Consider the following 18,182-nt stretch of genomic DNA (forward strand, 5'->3'; position numbering starts at 1 on the left):
CCGCCGTGGGGGCGGTGCGGTTTACCAAATCTTGACGACCGCCTGGGCTTTGACCAGTACCTTCACCCCTGCAGCGGTTACGGTGAGGTCGACCCGTGCCGTGCCGTTGTCCTGGTCGATGGCCCCAATGGCGCCGCTGACGTCGATCGTTGCGCCGGGTCCGTCGAGATCTTCCACGAGGACCGGCTTCGTGAAGCGCGTCTGGTAGTCGACGACGGCGGCCGGGTTGCCGATCCAGTCCGTCACCAGCTGCACCGCGGCGCCCATGGTGAACATGCCGTGCGCGATGACGCCTGGGAGACCTACCTGCTCGGCGAAGCGTCCGTTCCAGTGGATCGGGTTGAAGTCGCCGGACGCTCCCGCGTACCTGACCAGGTCCGCGCGGGAAACCTCAATGCTCCGTGAGCCAATGTCCTGTCCAACAGTCAGTTCGTTCAGTTCAACGCTCACTGGCCTTCCCCTCTCACCAGGATCGACGACGTGGTGGTGGCCGTTTTCTCGCCGGCGACGGTGCTGATTTCCGCCCGGGTGGTGATCATGGCGCCGCCGCCCATCGCTCGCACCTGGTCGACGTGCAACTCGGCCACCAGTTCGTCGCCGGCGACGATCGGCCGGTGGTGCACGAACCGCTGGTCAGCATGGACCACACGGGAGAAATCGATCCCGGAATCCGGGTCCTCGATCAGCCGGGCGTCCGCACGCTGGGCCACGATGATGGCGAAGGTGGGCGGAGCCACCAGGTCGACATAGCCCAGTTCCTGCGCGGCTTCGACGTTGAAGTGCGCTGGATGCGTGGCCTTGACCGCCGATGCGAACTCCCGGATCTTCTCGCGGCCCACGGTATAGGCGGGGCCGGCCGGGTAGGTGCGGCCGGCGAGGTCGGGGTTGACCCCGGCATGTTCGGACATGGATCTCCTTCAGATGGAGTGGATGGGACTATCGACGCTTCGCTGGCGGTGTGCCCCTCGGGTGGGCGGCTGCCTGCCGGGCCCGGGCGTCGCGGAACCGGACCAGCAGCCCGGCCAGGTGGGTCAGCAAACCCGTGATGATGGCGGCCAGTGCAGCCCAGACCAGCCATTGGATGCTCGCCGACGCGGCGATGACAGACAGGAGGATCCCGACGCCGATCAGCACCATGGCAGAGATGACCAGCTTGCGGTACAGCGGCGAGCCAAGGTCCCAAGGATTCATACCTCAAGGTTACCGGCCACCCGCCCTGCCGGCCGAACCGCGGAGCCGTGCGGGACTGCGGGCTCCGGGCAACGCCTGCCGATCGCCTAGAACAGCTGTTCCTGAATGACGGGCTGCTTGGAAACGAAGTCGCCGACGGCGATCCGGCGGCCCTTCACCCCGCCCAGGTCCACCAGGAAGAGCGGCCCGCCGTCCTGCAGCCTCGCGGCCGCGACGCTGCCCAGGAGGCCCTCCACGATGAACCCGTGGTCACCCGAGGCAAACCTGCCCGGATAGCCCCTCTTGATGCCCTCCTCCAGCACCGGTGCCGCCAGCTCCGGGACCTGCCATTGTTCGTCGACGACGTCGAAGCCCTCCAGTTGAACGGCAAGCAGCAGTTCGCGCACAGGGGCAGCATGGCCGGAGTTGAGCCGGTCCACCTCGGGCACCGGCAGCGGGGCCAGCAGCCCGGCGAACTTGGCGGCGCTGCGCACGGCTTGCGTCAGGGCGGTATTGCCCGAGACCGCGTCCTCGAGTACCCGCACCACCCGTCCATCGCGCGCCCGCGCGACGTAACGGGCGGCCACCGCGCCTTGTTCGGCCAGCCGCAACGCTTTCCGCACGTGGGCCGCCGTTCCCACCTTGCTGGCACCGTTGGCAAACGTCGCCACGTACAGCCAATGGGGTTGGGCGAGGTAAGCCAGCAGCCCCTCGGGTGCCCGGCCGCTACGGTGGCTGTCATGCATGAAGCGCAGGTCGTCATTGAGGAAGCAGTTCACACATTGGTGACCCCGCTCCGCCGGAGCCTGCAGCCGGCACGGCACATGCGTTCGCTCCGCGGCGGAAAGTACCCGGTGGCTGCCCAGGCAGTAGCGCTGGGGGTCCATCACGCGGAAGCCCAGCCTCGAACCCTGCGTCACGGGCAGGTCTTTCGGCGTGCCGTCCGGAGTTGCCAGGCGCAGCCGGGGGCCCGCGGGGGTCCAGGCGATGCCGTGGGCGAGATACAGGGCGGGCATGGCGTCCACTCTAGTAAAGGACGTGAGAGTTCCCCTGACCCAGCCGGCTGCGGTCGGGGGGCCGGCATTGGGGTCAGCGGGGACGTTTAATAGCCGAGGGGCCCGGCCGGAACCGAAGTTCCAATCGGGCCCCTCAGGGTCTTGGTAGCGGTGCCCGGACTCGATCCGGGGACCTCACGATTATGAGTCGTGCGCTCTAACCAGCTGAGCTACACCGCCACGAATGGGAGCGCCCGCGCTGCGTCTCGCGACGCAGACGCGGGCTTTGCCATTCAGAGCCCCCCACCGGAATCGATCCGGTGACCTCGTTCTTACCAAGAACGCGCTCTACCACTGAGCTAGGGGGGCAACGGAGAAATACATTACCAGCAATTCGCCCCTGAAAGAAATCGGAATCGTGCCCCGTGGCGAAGGCCACACGTCCGACGGCGGTCTCCTCCGCGGACAGCCCCGGGCGGCCTGTCCCCGGTGGCGTTTCGGGCGCATGAACTGCAGCCAAGATCACACCAAGGCGGCCAGCGGACGCGGACGAAAGGGTACTCTGGCGTCATTCGAAAGGACTCCACATGCAGGTTTCCCAGCCATGGGGCCGGGACGACATCGCCTCCCGGCTGCGCGCGGCAGGCTGCGTCTTCGCCGAGGAAGAGGCCGACCTGCTGCTCGCCGAGGGCGGTCCCCGGGAAGAAATTTCCGCCAGGGTGGAACAGCGGGCAGCCGGGACGCCCCTGGAACAAGTCCTGGGCTGGGCCGGGTTCTGTGGCTTGCGCATTCGCGTTGCCCCCGGGGTTTTCGTCCCCCGGCGGAGGACCGAGTTCCTGGTCCGGCAGGCCGCGGCCTTGGCCCCGGTGCCCGCCGCCGTCGTCGTCGATTTGTGCTGTGGTTCGGGGGCCGTAGCGGCGGCGCTGGCCGCACTGCTCCAGCCCGCAGAACTGCACGCCGCAGACGTGGATCCTGCGGCGGTGGCGTGCGCGCGCGCGAACCTGCCGGCGGCACAGGTGCACGAGGGCGACCTGTACGCGGCCCTGCCCGCGGAATTGCGCGGCCGCGTCGACGTGCTGGCCGCGAACGTCCCCTACGTGCCCACAGAGGAGATCACGTTGCTGCCGCCCGAAGCCCGCCTCCACGAAGCACCGTGGGCGCTCGACGGCGGCCCTGACGGCCTGGCTGTCATGCGGCGGGTCGCGGAAGGGGCGCCGGACTGGCTCGCGCCGGGCGGATCGGTTCTGGTGGAAACGAGTGAGCGGCAGGCGGAGGCAGCGGCGGCGGCCTTCGCAGCGCGCGGACTGGTTCCGGCCATCGCCCGTTCCGAGCAGCTCGCCTCCACGGTGGTTTCCGGCACCCGGCGGGCTGGTTGAACACGGCGGGGCCGTCGCGAGAACGCGGCGGGCGGGGCCGTTAAACGCCTCCGGGGCACCTGTGCAATGACAAGTGCCCCGGAGGGGTGGTTCCTGGCTGAAAGCCAAACCGGCCAGGCGAGCCGCGGGTGTGGCGCGGCCTGCGCGGAGGCTAGCCGCGGGTGTGGCGCGGCTTGCGCGCGGCTCCAAAGCCGCGGTCGCTGCGCTCCCCGCCGAATCCACGGTCGGAGCGGTCGCCGCTGAAGCTGCGGTCCCCGCTGAAGCTGCGTTCGCCGTCGGTCTTGTACGGGCGGTCCCCCTCAAACTTCTTCTTGTAGGGGCGGTCGCTTTCGAACTTCTTCTTGAACGGCCGGTCGCCCCGGTCGCTGCGGAAGCCGCCGCGGTGTCCGCCGGCGACGTCGTCGCGGTCCCGGCGCGGCTTGCGGCCGCCATCCAGCTCCAGGTGGATCAGCTCGCCGCCGATGCGGGTCTTGGACAGCGCGCGCAGCTGGTCCTTGCTCAGGTCCGCGGGCAGCTCGACCAGCGAGTGGTCCGAGCGGATGTCGATGCCGCCGATCTGGGCGGCGGACAGGCCGCCCTCGTTGGCGATGGCGCCGACGATGGACCCGGGCATCACGCGGTTCCGGCGCCCCACGGCGATCCGGTAGGTCGCGTTGCCCTCGGTCAGGGTGCGGGACGGGCCGCGCGAATTCATGGCGTCGCGTCCGCCGCCGGCACGCTCGCGCTGGCCCTTGGGTGCCTCGGGCAGGTCTTGGACCAGCAGCGGGCGACCGCCCTGGGCCATGACCGCCAGCGCGGCCGCGATCTCGGCGGCCGGCACGTCGTGCTCGGTCTCGTAGTTCGCGATCAGGTCACGGAAGATCGAGACGTCCTCGGACGCCAGGGTCTCGGTGATCTGTTCCGCGAACTTGCGCATCCGCAGGTTGTTGATGGTCTCCGCCGAGGGCAGGTGCATCTGCTCGACGGGCTGGCGCGTGGCCTTCTCGATCGCCCGCAGCAGGTACTTCTCGCGCGGGGTCATGAACAGGATGGCGTCGCCCGAGCGGCCCGCACGGCCGGTGCGGCCGATGCGGTGCACGTAGGACTCGGTGTCGTGCGGGATGTCGTAGTTGACCACGAGGGTGATGCGTTCGACGTCGAGTCCGCGGGCGGCGACGTCCGTGGCGACCAGGATGTCGATCTTGCCGTCGCGCAGGGCCTCGACGGTGCGCTCACGCTGCTGCTGCGGGATGTCGCCGTTGATGGCGGCGGCCCGGTAGCCGCGGGCCTTGAGCTTGTCGGCCAGGTCCTCGGTAGCCATCTTGGTGCGCACGAAGGCGATGACGCCGTCGAAATCTTCGGCTTCCAGGATCCGGGTCATGGCATCCAGCTTGTGCGGGCCCATGACCTGCAGGTAGCGCTGGCGGGTGTTGGTGCCCGTGGTGGTCTTGGCCTTGACCGTGATCTCGGCCGGGTCCTTCAGGTACTTCTTCGCGATCCGGCGGATGGCGGTCGGCATGGTCGCCGAGAACAGGGCAACCTGCTTGCTTTCCGGGGTCTTGGAGAGGATTTGGTCGACCTCTTCGGCGAAGCCCATGCGCAGCATCTCGTCGGCCTCGTCAAGCACCAGGTACTGCAGTTCGGACAGGTCCAGCGAGCCCTTTTCGATGTGGTCGATCACGCGGCCGGGGGTACCGACAACCACCTGGGCGCCGCGGCGCAGGCCGGCCAGCTGGGGCCCGTACGCGGAGCCGCCGTAGACGGGCAGCACGGTGAAGTCGTCCATGTGGGCGGCGTAGGAGGAAAAGGCCTCGGCCACCTGCAGGGCCAGCTCGCGGGTGGGGGCCAGCACCAGGATCTGGGTGTTCTTGGTCGGCGGCAGTTCGGCCATCCGGGAGAGGGCGGGAACAGCGAAGGCTGCGGTCTTGCCCGTGCCGGTCTGCGCCAGGCCGACGACGTCGCGGCCTTCGAGCAGGACGGGAATGGTGGCGGCCTGGATGGGCGAGGGCTTCTCGTAGCCGACGTCGGTCAGTGCGGCCAGGACACGGCCGTCGAGGCCGAAGTCGGTGAAGAGTACGGTGTTCTCGTCTTCGACGGCCGGGGCGGCGTCGGTGTTTTCGGGCAGGGTGTTAACAGTGTTTTCGGACACGGGGCAGTTCCTCGTATTCAGCTGGGGACCGGTGGCCGCGGCACATTGATGTCCGCGGTCCTCTGACTCAAAGCCCGGCGCTATTACAATCCCGTGGCAGGGCTTTCCGCCGCTTCGCTGGCCACCCGCAAGCTGCGGAGAGACCTGGCGGCGTTTTCTTTAGCCGGCGCTCCCAAACATGAAACTGCCCGCCGCATAGAGGCGGGCCCACACACAATCAGACGCTTCGACAAGACCGTAAACGGCATTATCGCGCAGAACTAAGGGAATACCGACAGTGGGGGATGTATCCAGTGTACGGCACGCTCCGGGTGGGCGGGGACGGGGAGCACGACGGCGGGCGGTGACCTTTGGCACAGCGGGCACCCGGCGCCGAGCCCCGGGTCGTGTTCCTACTCCCCCTGCAGGGTCTGCTCGGCCCACTCGATCCAGGCCTGCTCGAACATGATGCCTGCCTGCAGCACGGCCCGCTGCAGCCGGTTGGCGTCGGTCCAAGTGCCCCGCTGGTCGAGCTGGCGGTAGGCCGCGAGTTGCGCGCGGTGCAGGCCCAGATGCCGCTCGATTTCGCCGTTGATCGGGACATCTCCGAGCACCGAGGAGGCGCGGAGGCGGATCATCAGCTCTTCCCGGACGGGGCGGGGGTTCTGCTGTTCGTCGGTCCAGCGCCGCAGTTCCTCCCGGCCGACGGCAAGGACCTGGTACTCCTTGGCGCGCCCGCGGCTGGAGTCGCGGCCCGTTGATTCGACCAAACCGTTCTGTTCCAGCTTGGCGAGCTCGCGGTAGATCTGCTGGTGCGTCGCCGGCCAGAAGAAGCCGAACGACTTGTCGAAGCGGCGGGCCAGTTCCGCCCCGGACCCGGGCCGCTCCAGCAAGGCGGTGAGGATGGCGTGCGGCAAGGACATGACGGCTCGCTCCGTTACAGTGCCGCGGCCAGACGGGTTGCCTGGTTGATGGCGCGTTTGGCGTCGAGTTCGGCCGCCACGTCGGCGCCGCCGACCAGGTGGACCGGCAGCCCCGCCGCTTCGAGCGCCTCCTGCAGCTCCCGCTGCGGCTCCTGGCCGGTGCAGAGCACCACGTTGTCGACGGCGAGCACCGTGTCGGTGCCGTCGACGGTCAGGTGCAGTCCGTCGTCGTCGATCCTGCGGTAGGTCACGGCCGGGATCATCTGCACCCCGCGGCTCTTGAGCTCGGCCCGGTGGATCCACCCGGTCGTCTTGCCCAGCCCGGCGCCGAGCTTGGATTCCTTGCGCTGCAGCAGGTAAACGCTGCGGGCCGGGCGTTCGGGCCGGGGAGCGGCCAGGCCGCCGCGCGCCGCGGGGTCGTCGTCGACCCCCCAGTGCTCGCGGAACCGGCCGGGATCCAGGGTGGCGCTGGGACCGGCCTGCGTGATGTACGCGCTGACGTCGAAGCCGATGCCTCCGGCGCCCAGCACCGCCACGGTTTCACCGAGCTGCCGGTGGTCTCGCAGCACGTCCAGGTAGCCGAGCACGCTCGGGTGGTCCACGCCGTCCAGGTCAGGGACCCGCGGCAGCACGCCGGTGGCGAGAACGACCTCGTCAAACCCGCCTTCGGCCAGGGCCGCCGCGGTGGCCCGGGTCTTCAGCCGCACCTCCACGCCGAGCAGTTCCAGCTGGCGGCTGAAGTAGCGGATGGTCTCGTGGAACTCTTCCTTGCCCGGGATCTGCTTGGCTAGGTTGAACTGGCCGCCGATGCCGTCCGCCGCTTCAAAGAGGGTGACGCGGTGCCCGCGCCTGGCCGCGGTGACGGCACAGGCCAGCCCGGCCGGCCCGGCCCCGACCACGGCCAGCGATTTGGGCGCGGCGGCGGGCGCGATCAGCAGTTCGGTCTCGTGGCAGGCCTGCGGATTGACCAGGCAGGAGGTGGTCTTGCCGACGAAGGTGTGGTCCAGGCAGGCCTGGTTGCAGGCGATGCAGGTGTTGATCTCGTCCGCCCGTCCGCGCGAGGCCTTGAGCACGAATGCCGGGTCGGCGAGCAACGGGCGGGCCATGGAGACCATGTCGGCACATCCGTCGGCCAGCAGTTGCTCGGCGGTATCGGGGCTGTTGATCCTGTTGGTGGCTACCAAGGGAATGCCGACGGCGCCCATCAGCCGGCGGGTGACCCAGGAGAAGCCGGCGCGCGGGACCGAGGTGGCGATGGTCGGCACGCGGGATTCGTGCCAGCCGATGCCGGTATTGATGATGGTGGCCCCCGCCGCTTCGACTCCGCGGGCCAGTTCGGCGACTTCCTCGAAGGTGGAGCCACCTTCCACCAAATCCAGCATGGACAGGCGGTAGATGATGATGAAATCCTCGCCCACCCGTTCGCGGGTCCGGCGGACAACCTCCAGCGGGAAGCGGATCCGGTTCCGGTAGCTGCCGCCCCAGCCGTCGGTCCGCCGGTTGGTGCGCGCGGCGATGAACTCGTTGATCAGGTAGCCCTCGGACCCCATGATTTCGACGCCGTCGTATCCTGCTTCGCGGGCCAGCGCGGCCGCGTTCGCGAAGTCCTCGATGGTCTGCGCGATCTCCGGTTCGCTGAGCCCGCGGGGCGTAAACGGGCTGATCGGGGCCTGCAGCGGGCTGGGCGCTACCGGCTCGGGATGCGCGGCGTAACGTCCGGCGTGCAGCAATTGCAGCGCTATCCGCCCACCTGCGGCGTGGACGGCGCCGGTGATGATCGTGTGGCGGGCGGCCTCCTCCGCCGTCGTCATCATGGCGCCGCCGGGCTGCAGCCGGCCGGCCGCGTTGGGGGCGAAGCCGCCCGTCACGATCAGCCCGACGCCGCCGCGCGCGCGTTCGGCGTAGAAGGCGGCCATGCGCTCGAAGCCGCCGGGCAGTTCCTCCAGCCCGACGTGCATGGACCCCATCAGCACCCGGTTGGGCAGGACCGTGAAGCCGAGGTCCAGCGGTTCGAACAACTTCGGGTAGGCCACGGCCACGATGCACTCCTTTGCACAACAAGTTGCATAAAGCCTACGGCCAGGGGCGGCGGCGGACAACCGGGGGCCGAAGGAGCACGCCTGGGTCCTCAGGCGGGGAGCCGGCCCCGATCCAGAACCCTCCGGACCGCCTTGGCGACGTTGCCGTGCAGCGTGATCTCGCCGCTGGTTTCGGAGGCCTGCAGCGCCTGCGCCTGCCCGGGGCTGAGCCCCAGCGAGGAGTCGGCCACGCTGACGCCGTGCGCCGGGCGGAAAAGGACCTCGATGCTGTCACCGGCCGCCAGCGAGCCGGTGGCGATGACCTTGAGATAGGCGCCGGGCAACCCCTTGTGCAGGAAACGCTTGGCCCACCGGGGCTCGCCCATGTGGCGGGCAAAGGTGGCGCACGGTATCCGCGGCATCGTCACTTCGACGACGACGTCGGGGCCCACCTGCCACCGCTCCCCCACCAGCGCCCCGCTGACGTCCAGGCCGGTGGTCCGCAGGTTCTCGCCGAACAGCCCCGGCGCTATGTCGCGCCCGAGCTCGGCCGACCACGCGTCGGCATCCTCCTGGGCATAGGCGTAGAGGGCCTTGAGCTCTCCGCCGTGGTTTTTGCGATCCGCCTGGACATCGGCGCGCAGCCCCATCGGGTGGACCGACACCCGTCCGTCGACCGGGCGCTTGTCGATCCCGGTGATTCCCACCTTGCTGGCATCGGGCTTCAAGGCGTGCAGCCGGCAGAGGGCCAGCAGGGATCCGGATTTCATGGGGCAATCATAGGTGCGTCCGGATGCAGGCTCAGGCGTGGCCCTCGTAGCTGACGTCCTGTTCCTTGGCCGAGTCGGCCGGCAGCGGTTGCCCGCGGTATTTTCCGATGGCCCACAGATTTCCGTCCGGGTCGTTGATGCCAAAGCCTCGGTCGCCGTAGTCGGTGTCCTGCAGGTCCCGGATGATCGACGCCCCGGCCGCCTTCATGCGCTCGTACGCACCGTCCGGGTCGCGGGTGTAGACGTTCAGCTGGGCCGAACCGGGTTCCCGGGCCCACAGGGTCCCCTCCGCGTGGCTGGAGACCATCACCATCCCGCCCTCGGGCCAGAGCAACTCGGCGTGCACCACCAGGCCATGCTCCTCGAACCGTGCATGCTCGATGAATCCCATGGCCCCGGTCAGGAACTCGATCAGTTCGTGGGCCTTGCGCGACTGCAGACCGGCGACGACGCTGGCCGGAGGGTACTGCTTGTTCGCATCCATGGACACAGTATTCTCTTCCGGCCCCGGACGCGCCAGAGGCGGCGGACCGGCCTGACGGTACCGCCGCCTCTGTGGGTGCCTAGAGCTGGCCGAAGGCCTTTTCCAGGTCCGCGATCAGGTCATCGATGTCCTCGATGCCCACCGACAGCCGGATCAGGTTCTCCGGCACCGCCAGTTCGGTGCCCTTCACCGAGGCATGGGTCATCTCCGCAGGGTAGTTGACCAGCGACTCGATGCCGCCCAGCGATTCCGCCAGCGTGAACACCTCGGTGGACTCGGCCACCTTGCGGGCCGCCGCCTCGCCGCCCGTGAAGGAAACGGAGACCATGCCGCCGAAGCCGCGCATCTGTTTCTTGGCCAGCTCGTGGCCGGGGTGGTCGGGCAGGCCAGGATAGTAGACCGCCTCGACTTCGGCCCGGCCCTGCAGCCATTCGGCCACGGCCTGGGCGTTCGCCGAGTGACGGTCCATCCGCACGCCCAGCGTCTTCAGCCCGCGGGTGGTCAGGAAAGCGTCCAGCGGCGCGGAGACGGCCCCCACCGCGAACTGCACAAAACCGACCTTCTCGGCGAGCGCGTCGTCGTTGAGCACCACGGCCCCGCCGATCACGTCCGAATGTCCGCCGATGTACTTGGTGGTCGAATGCACCACGACGTCGGCGCCGAAGGCCAGCGGGTTCTGCAGGTACGGAGAGGCGAAGGTGTTGTCCACGACCAGCAGCGCGCCGGCGGCGTGGGCCAGCTCGGCGAGGGCGGCGATGTCGGTGACCTTCATCATCGGGTTGGACGGGGTCTCTACCCAGAGGAACCGGGCCTTGTGCTCGTTGACCGCGGCGGCCACGGCCGACTCGTCGGACATGTCGACCACGGTGTGGCCGATCCCCCAGGCACCGAGCACGCGGCTGATCAGCCGGTAGGTTCCGCCGTAGGCGTCGTTGCCCAGCACGATGTGGTCGCCCGGGGACAGCAGGGCACGGATCAGCGCATCTTCGGCTGCCAGCCCGGAGGCGAAGGAGAAGGCGTGCTTGCCGCCCTCCACCGCCGCCAGCTGCACCTGCAGGGAATCGCGGGTCGGGTTGGTGCCGCGGCCGTATTCGTAGCCGTTGCGCAGCCCGCCGATGCCATCCTGCGCGTAGGTCGAAGACTGGTAGATCGCCGGCACCACCGCGCCGGTGGCCTCGTCCGGCACCTGGCCGGCATGCACGGCGCGGGTGTTGAAGCCCTGGGTGTTCTCTGCGCTCATTCTTCTCTCCTTCAGCTCGTCAGGTAGGACAGCAGGTCGTGGCGGGTCAGCACGCCCACCGGGGCACCGGCCAACGTCACCAGCACGCCGTCGACCGCCTGCAGCTTCTCGCGGGCGGCCGAGACCGGTTCCAGCGCCCCGACCAGCGGCATCGCCGCGCTCAGATGGTCGCCGACCTTGTCTGTCAGCTTCGCTTCGTTCTTGAACAGCTTGGCCGTCAGTTCGCGTTCGTTCACTGCGCCGACCACCTCGCCCATGACCACCGGCGGCTCCTGCGAGAGCACCGGCAGGGTCGAGACGCCGAACTCGTTCATGATCCCGATGACGTCGCGCACCGTCTCGTAGGGATGGGTGTGGACCAGGTCCGGCAGCGTGCCGCTCTTGCCCCGCAGCACCTCGCCCACCGTCGCTTCGTCTCCGCCGGCGATAAAGCCGTAGGACTTCATCCAGTCGTCGTTGAAGATCTTGCCCAGGTAGCCGCGTCCGGAGTCCGGCAGGATCACTACCACGATGTCGTCCGGCCCCAGCCCCTCGGCCACCTTGAGCGCTGCCACCACTGCCATGCCGGAGGAACCGCCGACCAACAGTCCCTCTTCCTGGGCCAGCCGCCGGGTCATCGCGAAGGCCTCGGCGTCGTTGACGGCCATCACCTCGTCCGGAACCGACTTGTCGTAGTTGTCCGGCCACATGTCCTCGCCGACGCCCTCGACGAAGTACGGCCGTCCGCTGCCACCCGAGTAGACCGATCCCTCGGGGTCGGCGCCGATGATCTTCACGGGACCGCCGGCGCGGTCCGCGGAAATTTCCTTCAGGTAGCGGCCGGTTCCCGTGATGGTTCCGCCGGTGCCGGCGCCGATCACCACGTGGGTCACCCGGCCGTCCGTATCGCGCCAGATCTCCGGGCCGGTCGACTCGTAGTGGCTGGCCGGCGCGGCCGGGTTGTTGAACTGGTCCGGCTTGTAGCCGCCGTCGACCTCGGTCACCAGCCGGTCGGAGACGCCGTAGTAGGACTCCGGGCTGTCCGGCGCCACGGAGGTCGGGGTGACGACGACGTCGGCGCCGTAGGCCCTGAGCACGTCGCGCTTTTCCAGGCCCACCTTGTCCGGGGTCACGAAGATGGACTTGTAGCCCTTCTGCTGCGCTACCAGGGCCAGACCCACCCCGGTGTTGCCGCTGGTGGGTTCGATGACCGTGCCGCCGGGCTTCAGCCGCCCGTCCTTTTCGGCTTCTTCGATCATCTTCACCGCGATGCGGTCCTTGATCGAACCGCCCGGGTTGAAATACTCCACCTTCGCCAGGACGGTGGCGGCAAGACCTTCGGTCACTTTGTTCAGCTTGACCAGCGGGGTGTTGCCGATCAGGTCCAGAACGGAATTGGCATATTTCATGGGCCCAAATCTACCCGCCAGCGTATCCGGGGGCACATCCGGCGTAAGACGGGTTCATGCCCGGGGCCCGCCTGCGGCCGCCGTGGGCCGCGCCTGCGCGGCTGCTTTCCCGAAAGGGGCTTGCCCGAACAGGCCCGGGTGAAAGAACGGTCCGGAGCGCGTGGGACGATTATTCCATGCTGTCCACCGCCACCGCGCCCGGCACCGGGCTCACCGCACTGGTGGAGTTTCCGGAGCCGTATGACTTGCGCGGAACCTTGTCCATCCTGTCCCGCGGCACGCAGGATCCCACCGCCCGGATTGACGACGCCGGTGCCTGGCTGACGCTGAACACCTCCTCCGGCGCGGCAACCCTGCGCCTCACCCGCGGTCCGGGAGGGCCCGACGGCAGCCGGGGCACCGCCGTCGTCATGGGACGGGCCTGGGGGCCGGGTGCCGAGGAAGCGCTGGCCGGGCTCCCCGCGCTGCTGGGGGCGGACGATGACTGGTCGGGGTTCGACGCCCCGGATTTCCATACCGGCCTGCCCCGGCTGGTGCGTGAGCCCCGCCGACGACATCCCGGGCTGCGGCTGCCGGCGACCGGGCGGATGATCGATGCGCTCGTGCCGGTGATCCTGGAGCAGAAGATCACGACCATCGAGGCACGCTACTCCTACAAATACCTCGTCCGCCGGCACGGGGCACCGGCGCCGGGGCCCGCACCGAGCGGGCTCATGGTCCCGCCGACGGCGCAGGGGTGGCGGCGCATCCCGTCCTGGGACTGGCACCGGGCGGGGGTGGACTCGAAGCGCTCGGGCACCATCATGCGGGTTTGTTCCTCGGCCGGCGCCCTGGAACGGCTGGCGTCGCTGCCGGCCGGCGAAGAACTGGCCCGCAAGCTGTGCACCGTCCCGGGGATCGGACCGTGGACCGCGGCCGAGACCGCGCAGCGCACGCACGGGGATCCGGACTCGGTGTCGGTGGGCGACTTCCATCTGGCGGCGTTCGTCGGCTACGCCCTCACCGGACGCAAGACGGACGACGCCGGCATGCTCGAGCTCCTGGAACCGTGGCGGGGCCACCGCCAGCGGGTGGTGCGGATGCTGGTGCTGAGCGGTTTCCGCAAGCCCGCCTTCGGGCCGCGGCTGGCGCCGCAGGACCACCGCCGGCACTAACGCTGCACCGACGCGGCACTGACGCCGGAAACACCGCTCGCCTTAAAGCCCGAGGGAGCAGGGCATGCGCCCCGCCCCCTCTGGAGTCCTGACCGTTGTAGCTATTCGGAGGCCTGGCCCTCCTGCGCCGCCTGCTGCTGGGCGGCCACCTGGGCGTGGACTTCCTGCATGTCCAGTCCCTTGACCGCGTCCACCAACTGCCCGAACTGGCTGGAGTTCAGGGCGCCGGGCTGGGAGAACACCAGCACCTTTTCGCGGAAGGCCATGAGGGTCGGAATCGAGGTGATGCCGGCCGCGGCGGCCAGGCCCTGCTCGGCTTCGGTGTCCACCTTGGCGAAGACGATGTCGCCGTGTTCCTCGGACGCGGCATCGTAGACGGGGGCAAACTGCTTGCACGGGCCGCACCAGTCGGCCCAGAAGTCAACGAACACAATGTCGTTCTCTTCGATGGTCTGCGGGAACTGGGCCTCGGTGATATCGATGGTTGCCATACCTCCACGCTAACGCGCGGGGTTGCGGCCTGTCGCCCCCTGTTCGCTCAGCGCATGAGCCGGCGCCCCGGCCGTTATCCACAATCCCCCGCCGGGGCTACCGGCCGCCGTGGCCGAATCCCTAAGGTCGATTCCACCAGAAACCGCGACCGGAGGATTCGACATGAACCGCTTCACCGTCCTGATTGTCACCGACGGACTGGAACTCGACGCCGCCATTTCCAAGGGCCTCGCCGTGATGGACGAGTTGGAGGAGCACCTGCCGTTTGCCCACGACCCGTCACGGAACGAGCTGTACGCCGTGGGTGAGGGCGCCGCGCTGAAGGGCAGGATCGGGCTGCCGCACGGCAGGCCCGGCGCCGGACCGGCGGCCACCTACGTGGGCGACCTGCACTGCATCTGGAGCGAAGGGCGGTGGTACACGCCAGCCGACTGTCCGCCTGCTCCGGCAGACCATAACGGCGCCACTGCCTGGCAGTGGCTGTACTACAACGTGATGCACCATTCCGGGCCGAAAACGTACTGCTTCCTCTGGGACATCCATCCGCTGCCGCTGGCCGAAGCGGCCTGAACACTCGCTGTCCGGGCGGCTACAGGGCTGGGCGGGCTGTTGCGAGGTGCCTGCGCTGGGGCCGGCGGCGCCGCTCAGTAGAAGGGCTGGTTTCGGCGGCGCACGTAGAGCCCGCGGGCGATCTTTTCCCCGGCAGCGGACCACAGTTTGTACTTCAACGGGGAGATCACCTGGTCATAGCAGCCGACGAAGTCGGTGATGGTCTTGGTGAAGCTGGTCTTGAACAGGCCCAGGCCGTAGTACTCATGTTCGGGGTTCTTCAGTTCGGACGACGGCGGAGTCCCGCACAGGTCGTAACTGGTGATGCCCAGCTCCCTGAGCTGGTTCATGGCCGTCCACTGGATCAGGTGGGAGTCGCCGTACTGCTTGCGGCGCGGCAGCGATCCGCCGTCTTTGTAGGTGCCCTTGCGTCCGTAGTTGACCACGAACGCGCCCACCGACGGCTTGCCGTCTTCGTACGTGAACAGCAGCCGGCCCTGCCCGGCGGCAATGAAGTTGCCCCAGAACGCCTTGAAGTACTCGAAGGAGCGGACCTGCACGTTCTTCTGGCCCTGCTGCACCTGTCCCATCAGGTTGAACATCGCCCGGAAGTTCTCTTCCGTCGGTTCGGCCGTGACCACTTCGGCGCCCTCTCGGATGGCGCGGCGCACGGCGTTGCGCCCGCGGGACGAGAAGCTCTTGAGGACGACGTCCGGCTCCGGGGAGATGTCGACGATTGCGGTGTGGTCGTTCGGCTGCAGGTCGGGCATCTTGACCAGGCCTTCGCGCGCCAGAAGCGCGCGGGTTTCGTCCGTGGCCTCGACATCCGGCTCGATCCGGATCGCGAAGACGCCGCGTGCCTGCTCCTGGCAGAAGTTGCGGTTGGCCTCGAAGATGCCGGGCAGGTCCTCGGGCGAGGCGACGTCGGGACCCTTGATCATGTACCAGTAGTTGCCCAGCAGCGGAACGTGCTTTTCCAGTACCAGGTTGTAGCTGGTGTAGTCCTCGGTCTCATACGCCAGGTACAGCGGCTTCCACCCGTGGTCCGCCTTGACCTGGGCGTAGGCCTTGGCTTGGAGCATGTTGCCGCCGTTGGGGTTGGCCGTGACATGGCTGTCCCATGCCTCGATTTCCTCCGGCGTCGCGAAGCGGGCGGTGAATTGTCGCAAGAAAACTCCTCGTCGTGGCAGTTGGTCGTCGCCGGTCACATCCGCGGTCAAGTCTATCGACGCCGGTCCCCAACCCTGTGCCGGGGAATGAACCAGCGGCGGCCGGCATGGCCGGCAGGTACGGAAAAACCCCGTCCGACCAGTGATTCGCCTGGTCAGACGGGGTTTCCCGTTCGGTGGCAGATGAGGGATTCGAACCCCCGTAGGCAATGCCAGCTGATTTACAGTCAGCCCCCTTTGGCCGCTCGGGTAATCTGCCGAACGCCTTCTTCAGAAGAAGACCGCTTCCCCGTGAGGAAGCAAGACAACTTTACACAAAGATCGGTCCAAGAATCGAATCGGGCTCCGCGGGGTCTACAAACCCCGGGAAATCCGCTCCTCCATCTGCCCGACGAACCGCTCTGCCTGCTCCGCGGTGACCAGTTGCATCCGCACCGCCTGATCCATCTCGCGGCGGATGCCGTCCAACCTGGCAGCGGGCCCGGAACCATTCCTCTCCCCCGCGGCGCTGGAGTCGGCGCCCGCGGCGCTGGACGGGTCGCCCAGGCCTGCCAACCCGCCATCGCCGGTGGCACCATCGAAGACGGCTCCGGCCGCGAGGTCCTGGCGGAGTTCACGCTCCAGCTCTTGGGTGTCCCGACGGATCATCGTCGCGGCGCCGGCCGCCGCGGCGGGCGCCTGCGCGGACGCCAGGGAGGCAGTGGCCGCCGAGGCCGGCGTGGAGCCCATCACAACCACTGTGGCGACGGCCGTTACGGTCAGGAACGAACCAGCGGCAACCCTCATCGAAGTGACTATGTACTGCGGGCGGGCTGCCATGTGTGTGCTTCTCCTGAAGATTGATGTCGATACGGCTTGTCGATTCTCGCGGGTCCGGATGAAGGAACAATGGACGGAACCTGCGTCCCAGCTGGGAAGCCGCGCCATCGGATGCGATTCAGTAGGCTGGTGGCAAGACACATACGCCCCGACCCAGGAGGAACCATGGCCAGCGATTCTTCGTTCGACATCGTCAGCAAGGTGGACAAGCAGGAAGTCGCCAACGCGTTGAACCAGGCGCAGAAGGAAATCGCGCAGCGCTATGACTTCAAGGGAGTCGGCGCCGAGGTTGACTTCAGCGGCGAAAAAATCCTGATGAAGGCCAACTCCGAGGAACGGGTCAAGGCCGTTCTGGACGTGCTCCAGTCGAAACTGGTCAAGCGCGGCATTTCGTTGAAGTCGCTGGACGCCGGCGAGCCGTTCGCTTCCGGCAAGGAGTACCGGATCGAGGCCGGCGTCAAGGAGGGCATCGCCCAGGACCAGGCCAAGAAGATCTCGAAGATCATCCGCGACGAGGGCCCCAAGGGTGTGAAGGCACAGATCCAGGGTGACGAGCTCCGCGTCACCTCGAAGTCCCGGGACGACCTGCAGGAAGTCATTTCGCTGCTCAAGGGCTCCGACCTGGACGTCGACCTGCAGTTCATTAACTACCGGTAGTCCGGGAACGAAACGCCTGGCCCAGGTGGTTACCAGGCGTTAGTCCGTAGAGAGTCCGTAGGAGTGCCAAGGACCGCAGCCATAAGACGAGCGGCTGCGGTCCTTGTCTTGTCATCGGCCCTGCCGCCACCCCACCGCAGCGACTTCCCCTATTAACGGATTGGCATTAACGGATTGGCAAGGGCACCTCTCAAGGCTGATCAGCCGTGCGTGCGAGGAATTGACCCGAGCGGCGGAAATCCCGTATGAGAAATAGGAGCCCGATCATGAAGAGAAATACCATGCCTGCAAAGACCCAGCCGAATGGATCATTCCGTCCGGCGCCGATGATGGCTTGCGGAATGAAAACCAAAGGGTAGAACGGCATTATCAACAGCTGCGTCGCAAGAGCCTTTCGCATCTGCACAGCCGCGCCGCGCGTTACCGTGAGATGCTCCGGAACGACTGCCGCCTTGCCTGCTACCTGCCGGCGGACGTGCGTTCGTTCCTCGCTCGTCAGCGACAGGGTCACGTCGACGTTTCCATATTCGGCTGCCGGTACGACCCTTTTCGAGTTGAAGATCAGACCTCCGATCATGGTGCCTAGCCCCGCCAGCATGCAGCCGAACGGTAGGTACGTTGGCCAGTCACCATAAGAAGCCCCAAACGCCAGAGCCGCCGCCAGGGAACCAATCGGGACCAGGACGATCACGCCCACTAGCCAGAATCGCGTGTAATAGACCTTCACGGCGGCGCCCAGTCCGTTGTCCGCCAACCCTTGGGCTCTTTTAGCCGCTTTAGCCCAACGTTCGTTGGACTCGGCCATAAGATCCTCAATTCCGCCCAATTTCCACCCCTCGGTGCTTTAGTTACCGCATCGCAACGTTCGTTT

At 67.8% G+C, this 18,182-nt stretch carries 19 protein-coding genes and 3 tRNA genes; 4 read left to right on the top strand and 18 right to left on the bottom strand.

Going from position 1 to position 18,182, the window contains the following annotated elements; genetic code table 11:
- Positions 1–21: 21 nt before the first annotated feature.
- From AC5RWG_RS06875 to AC5RWG_RS06900, 6 genes are all read right to left on the bottom strand, one after another.
- Positions 22–450 (bottom strand): MaoC family dehydratase, encoded by a 429-nt coding sequence (locus AC5RWG_RS06875; protein WP_494000536.1) that lies wholly within the window; start codon positions 448–450, stop codon positions 22–24.
- A complete protein-coding gene (locus AC5RWG_RS06880) occupies positions 447–908 on the bottom strand; it encodes an FAS1-like dehydratase domain-containing protein (RefSeq protein WP_494025411.1) in 462 nt (153 codons plus the stop codon). Before AC5RWG_RS06880 ends, AC5RWG_RS06875 begins: the two co-directional genes overlap by 4 nt.
- 28 nt (positions 909–936) lie before the next feature.
- Complete coding sequence (locus AC5RWG_RS06885; protein ID WP_494166647.1) at positions 937–1,191, bottom strand: DUF3188 domain-containing protein; 255 nt, start codon at positions 1,189–1,191, stop codon at positions 937–939.
- A gap of 86 nt (positions 1,192–1,277) precedes the next feature.
- The gene (locus AC5RWG_RS06890) at positions 1,278–2,186 is read right to left on the bottom strand and encodes a DUF2797 domain-containing protein (RefSeq protein WP_494166648.1); all 909 of its coding nucleotides are present in this window, start codon (positions 2,184–2,186) and stop codon (positions 1,278–1,280) included.
- A 142-nt stretch (positions 2,187–2,328) separates the two neighbouring features.
- A tRNA-Met gene (locus AC5RWG_RS06895) sits at positions 2,329–2,405 on the bottom strand.
- Between the two features lie 57 nt (positions 2,406–2,462).
- Positions 2,463–2,534, bottom strand: a tRNA-Thr gene (locus AC5RWG_RS06900).
- Positions 2,535–2,752: 218 nt separating this feature from the next.
- Between AC5RWG_RS06900 and AC5RWG_RS06905 the strand changes: the two genes are divergently transcribed.
- Entirely contained in the window at positions 2,753–3,541 is a 789-nt protein-coding gene (locus AC5RWG_RS06905; protein ID WP_494166649.1) for a putative protein N(5)-glutamine methyltransferase, read from the top strand.
- A gap of 151 nt (positions 3,542–3,692) precedes the next feature.
- On the opposite strand, the gene AC5RWG_RS06910 is transcribed toward AC5RWG_RS06905, so the two are convergent.
- The 7 genes from AC5RWG_RS06910 to AC5RWG_RS06940 form a co-directional block, all read right to left on the bottom strand.
- Entirely contained in the window at positions 3,693–5,669 is a 1,977-nt protein-coding gene (locus AC5RWG_RS06910) for a DEAD/DEAH box helicase (protein ID WP_494166650.1), read from the bottom strand.
- A 392-nt stretch (positions 5,670–6,061) separates the two neighbouring features.
- Entirely contained in the window at positions 6,062–6,571 is a 510-nt protein-coding gene (locus tag AC5RWG_RS06915) for a PadR family transcriptional regulator (protein ID WP_494012763.1), read from the bottom strand.
- A 14-nt stretch (positions 6,572–6,585) separates the two neighbouring features.
- Positions 6,586–8,610: an FAD-dependent oxidoreductase gene (locus AC5RWG_RS06920; RefSeq protein WP_494166651.1), complete on the bottom strand. Its 2,025-nt coding sequence runs from the start codon at positions 8,608–8,610 to the stop codon at positions 6,586–6,588.
- An 89-nt stretch (positions 8,611–8,699) separates the two neighbouring features.
- Positions 8,700–9,359: an MOSC domain-containing protein gene (locus AC5RWG_RS06925; RefSeq protein ID WP_494166652.1), complete on the bottom strand. Its 660-nt coding sequence runs from the start codon at positions 9,357–9,359 to the stop codon at positions 8,700–8,702.
- 31 nt (positions 9,360–9,390) lie between these two features.
- On the bottom strand, positions 9,391–9,843 hold the full coding sequence (locus tag AC5RWG_RS06930; RefSeq protein WP_494000545.1) for a VOC family protein: 453 nt from the start codon (positions 9,841–9,843) through the stop codon (positions 9,391–9,393).
- A 79-nt stretch (positions 9,844–9,922) separates the two neighbouring features.
- Positions 9,923–11,083: a cystathionine gamma-synthase gene (locus AC5RWG_RS06935; protein WP_494166653.1), complete on the bottom strand. Its 1,161-nt coding sequence runs from the start codon at positions 11,081–11,083 to the stop codon at positions 9,923–9,925.
- Positions 11,084–11,094: 11 nt separating this feature from the next.
- The gene (locus AC5RWG_RS06940) at positions 11,095–12,471 is read right to left on the bottom strand and encodes a cystathionine beta-synthase (protein WP_494166654.1); all 1,377 of its coding nucleotides are present in this window, start codon (positions 12,469–12,471) and stop codon (positions 11,095–11,097) included.
- Between the two features lie 176 nt (positions 12,472–12,647).
- Between AC5RWG_RS06940 and AC5RWG_RS06945 the strand changes: the two genes are divergently transcribed.
- A complete protein-coding gene (locus AC5RWG_RS06945) occupies positions 12,648–13,625 on the top strand; it encodes a DNA-3-methyladenine glycosylase family protein (RefSeq protein WP_494166655.1) in 978 nt (325 codons plus the stop codon).
- A gap of 101 nt (positions 13,626–13,726) precedes the next feature.
- On the opposite strand, the gene AC5RWG_RS06950 is transcribed toward AC5RWG_RS06945, so the two are convergent.
- A complete protein-coding gene (locus tag AC5RWG_RS06950) occupies positions 13,727–14,116 on the bottom strand; it encodes a thioredoxin family protein (protein ID WP_494012768.1) in 390 nt (129 codons plus the stop codon).
- Positions 14,117–14,279: 163 nt separating this feature from the next.
- Here AC5RWG_RS06950 and AC5RWG_RS06955 point away from each other — a divergent pair, with 163 nt between their 5' ends.
- Entirely contained in the window at positions 14,280–14,687 is a 408-nt protein-coding gene (locus AC5RWG_RS06955) for a hypothetical protein (RefSeq protein WP_494166656.1), read from the top strand.
- Between the two features lie 74 nt (positions 14,688–14,761).
- Here AC5RWG_RS06955 and AC5RWG_RS06960 read toward each other — a convergent pair whose 3' ends face one another.
- The 3 genes from AC5RWG_RS06960 to AC5RWG_RS06970 all read right to left on the bottom strand — a co-directional run bounded on the left by AC5RWG_RS06960 (position 14,762) and on the right by AC5RWG_RS06970 (position 16,621).
- Complete coding sequence (locus tag AC5RWG_RS06960; RefSeq protein WP_494166657.1) at positions 14,762–15,835, bottom strand: lipid II:glycine glycyltransferase FemX; 1,074 nt, start codon at positions 15,833–15,835, stop codon at positions 14,762–14,764.
- Positions 15,836–16,012: 177 nt separating this feature from the next.
- Positions 16,013–16,094: transfer RNA gene (locus AC5RWG_RS06965), tRNA-Tyr, on the bottom strand.
- Between the two features lie 95 nt (positions 16,095–16,189).
- Positions 16,190–16,621 carry a hypothetical protein gene (locus AC5RWG_RS06970; protein WP_494166658.1) on the bottom strand — a complete coding sequence of 144 codons (432 nt, stop codon included), beginning with the start codon at positions 16,619–16,621 and terminating at the stop codon, positions 16,190–16,192.
- Between the two features lie 198 nt (positions 16,622–16,819).
- Between AC5RWG_RS06970 and AC5RWG_RS06975 the strand changes: the two genes are divergently transcribed.
- Entirely contained in the window at positions 16,820–17,311 is a 492-nt protein-coding gene (locus AC5RWG_RS06975) for a YajQ family cyclic di-GMP-binding protein (RefSeq protein ID WP_494000553.1), read from the top strand.
- Between the two features lie 190 nt (positions 17,312–17,501).
- Here the strand turns inward: AC5RWG_RS06975 and AC5RWG_RS06980 are convergent, their stop codons facing one another.
- Positions 17,502–18,116 (bottom strand): hypothetical protein, encoded by a 615-nt coding sequence (locus AC5RWG_RS06980; RefSeq protein WP_494166659.1) that lies wholly within the window; start codon positions 18,114–18,116, stop codon positions 17,502–17,504.
- Positions 18,117–18,182 lie beyond the last annotated feature (66 nt).

The organism is Arthrobacter sp. Y3221160, assembly GCF_059092585.1.

Bases quoted from the DNA above. Each gene is read 5' to 3' on its own strand.
- AC5RWG_RS06880 (WP_494025411.1), bottom strand. From the start codon at position 908: ATGTCCGAACATGCCGGGGTCAACCCCGACCTCGCCGGCCGCACCTAC.
- AC5RWG_RS06885 (WP_494166647.1), bottom strand. From the start codon at position 1,191: ATGAATCCTTGGGACCTTGGCTCGCCGCTGTACCGCAAGCTGGTCATC.
- AC5RWG_RS06890 (WP_494166648.1), bottom strand. From the start codon at position 2,186: ATGCCCGCCCTGTATCTCGCCCACGGCATCGCCTGGACCCCCGCGGGC.
- AC5RWG_RS06905 (WP_494166649.1), top strand. From the start codon at position 2,753: ATGCAGGTTTCCCAGCCATGGGGCCGGGACGACATCGCCTCCCGGCTG.
- AC5RWG_RS06915 (WP_494012763.1), bottom strand. From the start codon at position 6,571: ATGTCCTTGCCGCACGCCATCCTCACCGCCTTGCTGGAGCGGCCCGGG.
- AC5RWG_RS06925 (WP_494166652.1), bottom strand. From the start codon at position 9,359: ATGAAATCCGGATCCCTGCTGGCCCTCTGCCGGCTGCACGCCTTGAAG.
- AC5RWG_RS06930 (WP_494000545.1), bottom strand. From the start codon at position 9,843: ATGGATGCGAACAAGCAGTACCCTCCGGCCAGCGTCGTCGCCGGTCTG.
- AC5RWG_RS06935 (WP_494166653.1), bottom strand. From the start codon at position 11,083: ATGAGCGCAGAGAACACCCAGGGCTTCAACACCCGCGCCGTGCATGCC.
- AC5RWG_RS06940 (WP_494166654.1), bottom strand. From the start codon at position 12,471: ATGAAATATGCCAATTCCGTTCTGGACCTGATCGGCAACACCCCGCTG.
- AC5RWG_RS06945 (WP_494166655.1), top strand. From the start codon at position 12,648: ATGCTGTCCACCGCCACCGCGCCCGGCACCGGGCTCACCGCACTGGTG.
- AC5RWG_RS06950 (WP_494012768.1), bottom strand. From the start codon at position 14,116: ATGGCAACCATCGATATCACCGAGGCCCAGTTCCCGCAGACCATCGAA.
- AC5RWG_RS06955 (WP_494166656.1), top strand. From the start codon at position 14,280: ATGAACCGCTTCACCGTCCTGATTGTCACCGACGGACTGGAACTCGAC.
- AC5RWG_RS06970 (WP_494166658.1), bottom strand. From the start codon at position 16,621: ATGAGGGTTGCCGCTGGTTCGTTCCTGACCGTAACGGCCGTCGCCACA.
- AC5RWG_RS06975 (WP_494000553.1), top strand. From the start codon at position 16,820: ATGGCCAGCGATTCTTCGTTCGACATCGTCAGCAAGGTGGACAAGCAG.
- AC5RWG_RS06980 (WP_494166659.1), bottom strand. From the start codon at position 18,116: ATGGCCGAGTCCAACGAACGTTGGGCTAAAGCGGCTAAAAGAGCCCAA.